Source organism: Mesorhizobium sp. M7A.F.Ca.US.006.01.1.1 (assembly GCF_003997935.1).
Lineage (GTDB): Bacteria > Pseudomonadota > Alphaproteobacteria > Rhizobiales > Rhizobiaceae > Mesorhizobium.
In genome coordinates this window covers 1-3,909 of sequence record NZ_RZQL01000395.1, presented here as the reverse complement: position 1 = coordinate 3,909, position 3,909 = coordinate 1, and the positions used below count along the sequence as shown (strand labels likewise).

The 3,909-nt window shown below is 61.3% G+C and carries 2 protein-coding genes; both read left to right on the top strand.

The genetic code is table 11. The annotated features are described in order from the left end of the window. Positions 1–65: 65 nt before the first annotated feature. Entirely contained in the window at positions 66–1,562 is a 1,497-nt protein-coding gene (tssL, locus tag EN943_RS35670; RefSeq protein ID WP_013525288.1) for a type VI secretion system protein TssL, long form, read from the top strand. Positions 1,563–1,581: 19 nt separating this feature from the next. Beyond that, on the top strand, positions 1,582–3,909 hold a 2,328-nt coding region (gene tssM / locus EN943_RS35665), incomplete at its 3' end, for a type VI secretion system membrane subunit TssM (RefSeq protein WP_127416461.1).

The following is a 3,909-nucleotide window of genomic DNA, read 5'->3' as shown; positions in this document are numbered from 1 at the left end:
ACCAGAAACCGTCTTGCGCCTGTCTCGCCCAATCGCGGGTGTCCCGCCTGCACGGGTGATCGGCGATGAGCTCGAAGGACGACCCCTTCGGTCCGGCGGGCAAGACCGTCATTCGCGCAAATCCACGGCGCACGCAAAAACCGCCGCCGGTTCCGGAGCAATCCATCGCGGACACCTCCAGGATCGAGGATTCAACCGTGTTCGATCCTGGCGTCGTGCGGCCACCGGGCTGGGTATCAGGAACCGTCATCTATCAAGGCCCGGCCCTGGGTGCCCCAGCAGGTACCAGCTCTTCGGCCGCCGCATCAAAGCCGCCCATCGAGCAGCGCATGCTGCTCGGCGCCGCCGAGGTGGTCAGATACTGCGCGGCAAACACTATTCTCGCTGCGGCCGCTCCTTTGCTGATGCTGTTTGGGCAACTCAGGCTGATGCCTGTCGAAAGACAGGCGGAGCCACTGGCGCAACATGTCGCTGAGGCCATCGAAAAATTCGACCGGACGGTGGAGAAATCGGACGTTGCCGAAGAGGATGCGCGGATTGCGCGTTATGTTCTGTGCGAAACAGCCGACGATCTCATCGGCAACCTGCCTTGGCCTGGGAAAGACGACTGGTCGCAACGCAGCATGTCGTGGCAGTTCTTTCATACCCAGTCCTCCGGCACAGGCTTCTACGAAGCACTGAACAAGATCCTGGCCCATCCCGAGACACATTACGATCTGCTCGAACTGATGCATGTCTGTCTGTCGCTGGGGTTCGAGGGCCAGTATCGCGGCGTGAGGCGCGAAGACAACAATCTCGAGCGCGTTCGACGCGACGTCTACGAGACGCTTCGCTACTTCAGGACGCGTGCGGGTGAAGACATCTCGCCGCGCTGGCAGGGCTTGGCCGAGACGATGGCGCAGTCCTCGGCCCGCCTGCCGCTTTGGGTGGTTGCCGCGTCAGCGTCGGCGCTGCTGGCGGCAGCGTTCTTCGCATTGCGGGTCTTCATCTCCAATGAAGGCGACGCCGCCGCAGGTGAATTGCTGGCACTCAACCCATCAATACCCGTCGCTATCGAGCGCGCCAGCGTGGCGCCGCTGGTCGAGCCAGCCAAAGTCGCCCCACCGGCGGCCAACGCTCAGATCGATCGTATTCGTGCGGCGCTGGCCAAGGACGTCGAAGGCGGCGGACTGGCCATTGGCACCAAGGGCGACTTCATCGTCGTGGAAATCAACAATCTGCTGCTGTTCCAGTCCGGCAGGGCCGAGACGAAGCCGGAATTTCAGCCCATCGCCGCCGACATCGCCGCGGCTCTTGAGCACGAGCCTGGACCGATCCGGATCGTCGGCCACACGGATAATGTCAAACCGCGTCGGTCGAGCGCCTTCAAATCCAACTTCGACCTTTCGCTGGCCCGGGCCAAAGCCGTCGAAGCGCTGATGGCCGCGAAATTCAGCGATCCCTCGCGACTGACGGTGGACGGCAAGGGCGAGGACGAACCGATCGCCGAAAACGCGACGCCGGAAGGCCGCGCCAGGAACCGCCGTGTCGATGTGATGATCCCCAGGGAGGAGACATTGTGACGACCTGCTGGAAGCATCCATGACGCGTTGGCTGCTGCGGATATTCAGCATGACCGCGCTGATCGGCTTCGCGACGGCCATATGGTTTGCCGGCCCCTTGATCCGCTTTGCCGATAGCCGGCCGCTCGGGCCTGCCTGGCTGCGTGCAACGATCATCGGTGTAATCGTGGCGACGCTGGCGCTTGTTCACGGGCTGCGTTTCTGGCAGGGGAGGAAGGCGCAAAAAGCGCTCGAAACCGTCGTTGCGCACAATGATGACCGCGATGATGACGATGGGCGGCTGCTCGAAGCCCGCATGAATGAGGCCTTGGCGGCGCTCAAAGGGTCGAGCGGCAAGCGCAACTTCCTCTACGACGTCCCCTGGTACGTCGTCATAGGCCCGCCGGGTGCCGGCAAGACAACGGCACTGGTCAATTCGGGGCTGAATTTTCCGCTTGCCGGTTCAGGAGACGCCCAACCGGTGGCCGGCATTGGCGGAACACGTGCCTGCGACTGGTGGTTTACCGACCAGGCCGTGTTGATCGACACCGCAGGTCGCTACACGACGCAGGATTCCAATGCTGAGAGCGACAAGAAGAGCTGGCTCTCCTTCCTGTCACTGCTCAAGAAGCACCGCGCCCGGCAACCGATAAACGGCGTCATCCTGGCCATCAGCCTTGCCGATCTGATGAGCTTCGACGACCGGCAGCTAGATACCCACGTCGCCGAGATACGCAACCGGCTGAGGGAAATCCACGAGACGCTGAAAGTTCAGTTTCCAGTCTATCTGATTTTCACCAAGGCCGATCTTGTCTCCGGTTTCATGGACTACTTCGGCGGTTTCGACGAGTCACGAAGGCGCAAGGTGTGGGGCGCGACATTCCAGACCGCGGAGCGCGACAGGAACATGGCCGCTGGAGCCCCTGCCGAATTCGATGCGCTGGCAAAACGACTGGCCGACGAGATGGCCGACCGCCTCCAGGAAGAGACTGATCCCGTCACGCGCATCTCCATCTTCGGTTTTCCGGCACAGTTCGGCGCACTAAAGGGCCGAGTTACCAGCTTTGTCGCCGCTCTGTTCAATCCCGGACGCAGCCAGGTGAATGTCAGCCTGCGTGGATTGTATTTTTCGTCCGGCACGCAAGAGGGCACGCCTATCGATCAGGTGCTGGGCGCGATCGGCCGCAATTTCGGTGGCAATTCCCGCCCTCACCTTTCTGGAACCGGCAAAAGCTTCTTTTTGCATGATCTGCTGACGGACGTCATTTTTGCCGAATCGGGCTGGGTTTCGTATGACAAATCGGCTGCAAGGCGTGCGGCGATCGTCAGATTTGGTGGCATGGGTGCCATAACGCTGATCGCCGCCGCCGCACTGGGTACGCTCGCCCTGAGCTTTGCTTCCAACCGGTCGCTGATCGCCTCCACAACGCTGGCCATGGGCCAGTATCGCGAGACGGCGGCCCCGTTGCTCAAGGCCAGCACGGTCACCGATGTCGACCTTGAAAACGTCATCGGCCCGCTTGACCAGTTGCGCGATCTGCCGGCCGGGTATGAAACCGGTGACTTGCCGACACCGTTAGAGGAGACGTTCGGCCTCAGCCAGAGGGAGAGACTTCTTTCGGCATCCAAAACAGCCTATCGGCAGGCGCTGGAGCGACTGCTCCGATCGCGCCTGTTGATCCAGGCCGAGCGGACGATCCAGGCCAAGATGGCCGATCCCGTCGCCCTCTACGAACCGTTGAAAATCTATCTGATGCTTGGCGGCAAGGCACCGAAGGTCGATGACGCTTTGATCGTTTCGTGGATGAAGCGGGACTGGGAGCAGAACCGATATCCGGGCGAAAACAATCGCGAAGGACGCGAGCAGCTCCAAAAGCACCTGCGCGCCATGCTGGCATTGGACGACGCCTATGATCCGGTCTTCGAACTCAACCAGCCGCTTGTCGAAGCCGCTCAACGTTCACTCGGGCGTATGAGCCTTGCCGATCGCGCTTCGGCCTTGATCAAGTCGGCTATATACGCAGCGGTGCTGGACGATTTTTCACTGTCTCAGAAAGGCGGGCCGGAAGCGCAGCTGCTGTTCGAGCGCATCGATGGCGGCGATCTGTCAGGGCTTCGTATTCCCGGCATCTATACTCATTCCGGCTTCAACACCTTCTATCTCCGGCAACTGTCGCGCATTGCGCAGATGCTTGTCGACGAGCAGTGGGTTCTCGGGGGCGGCGGCGAACAAGGCGATATCAACCAGCAATTGCTCAAGCTCGGCCCCGAACTTCTTGATCGCTACGGCAAGGAGTTCGCGGCCGCGTGGAACGGCGTTCTCGGCCAGTTGAAATTCAAGGCGATGCTGACGGACAAGCCGCACTAC

Coding starts and splice junctions, on each gene's coding strand:
- tssL (WP_013525288.1), top strand. CDS start 66: ATGAGCTCGAAGGACGACCCCTTCGGTCCGGCGGGCAAGACCGTCATT.